Source organism: Streptomyces sp. H27-H5 (assembly GCF_026627505.1).
Taxonomy (GTDB): Bacteria; Actinomycetota; Actinomycetes; order Streptomycetales; family Streptomycetaceae; genus Streptomyces.
The window spans coordinates 1-1211 of record NZ_JAPNLK010000309.1; the positions used below are offsets into that span (position 1 = coordinate 1).

Annotated in this window: 2 pseudogenes; both read right to left on the reverse strand. The window is 65.3% G+C overall.

The features are described from left to right. Positions 1–171: pseudogene (locus OTB19_RS42945) on the reverse strand (ISL3 family transposase); the annotation flags it as partial. Positions 172–339: 168 nt separating this feature from the next. Further along, a pseudogene (locus OTB19_RS42950) lies at positions 340–1086 on the reverse strand (IS256 family transposase); the annotation flags it as partial. Positions 1087–1211 lie beyond the last annotated feature (125 nt).

Consider the following 1211-nt stretch of genomic DNA (forward strand, 5'->3'; position numbering starts at 1 on the left):
CCAGTGATAGCCGTGCACCTGCCCCGACGGCACCCCGCACACCGGGCAAAGAGCGGACTCTCTCGGAGTCCGCGCCCTCACCAAGACCCGCCCGCCCTCATCGACCACATCCTCGATGACCAGCGGCGATATCCCCGAGAACACCATCTGCACAAGCTCGTTGACATCCATCACACCAACAACAACGACCTCCGCCACTCAGCGTCACCACCGAATGTGAGACAGAGCCAAACGATTTACAGTCCCGGTCCCGGCCGTGCTCGCGACGCCCTCGCGGAGAAGAACACACCGCCCCCGTTCCCTTGGCGCTCTTCCATGAAGCTCCCTCGAGGGCGCGGGTCATGTCCCTTGTAGTGGTGTAGCTGATCTTTCGGTGGTGTCGGGCAGCCGGGTTCCGGTGTCTGGATAGAGACTGTCCATGCTTTCGATGGAGAGGTAGCGGCGGGGGAAGGCAATCCATTCGTCGTGGAGCTCGGTGAGGACGGCGGTGGCCAGGCGGCTGACCGCGGCGGGGTTCGGGAAGACTTGGACGACGTCGGAGCGTCGTTTGATCTCCCGGTTCAGCCGTTCGAGCGGGTTGGTCGACTGGATCTTCTTCCAGTGCTGGTGCGGGAAGTCCGCGAACGCGGTCAGGTCCTCCTTCGCCGAGAGGAGCATCTCTTTGACCTTGGGGAACTGCTTGCCGAGCATGTCCGCGACGGTGTCGAGGTGGGTCCGGACGGCTTCGGCCGTGGGCTGGGCGAACAGGGTGCGGATCGTTGCGGCGACCATCTCCGCGGACCCCTTGGGGATCACGGAGAAGACGTTGCGGACGAAGTGGACGCGGCAGCGTTGCCAGGCGGCGCCGATCATGACTTTCCGGATCGCCTTGACCAGGCCGCTGTGGCTGTCGGAGATCACGAGGCGGACGCCGGTCAGTCCGCGCTCTCGCAGGTGACGCAGGAACTGGCTCCAGAAGACTTCGGTCTCGCTGTCGCCGACCATGACGCCGAGGACCTCACGGCCGCCGTCTTCGGTGACGCCGGTCGCGATCACGACGGCCTGGGAGACGATCCGGTGTTCGACGCGCGCTTTGACGTAGGTGGCGACTCTGCTGCGCAATTCGCTGCGGGGGTGGGGTCGGGTCCGCGATGATGGTTCCTGAGGTCGCTTCTCTGTCGTGCGGCCGTGGAGGCGGTACGGATGTCGATGCGGCCGGTGGGGCTGCCGGA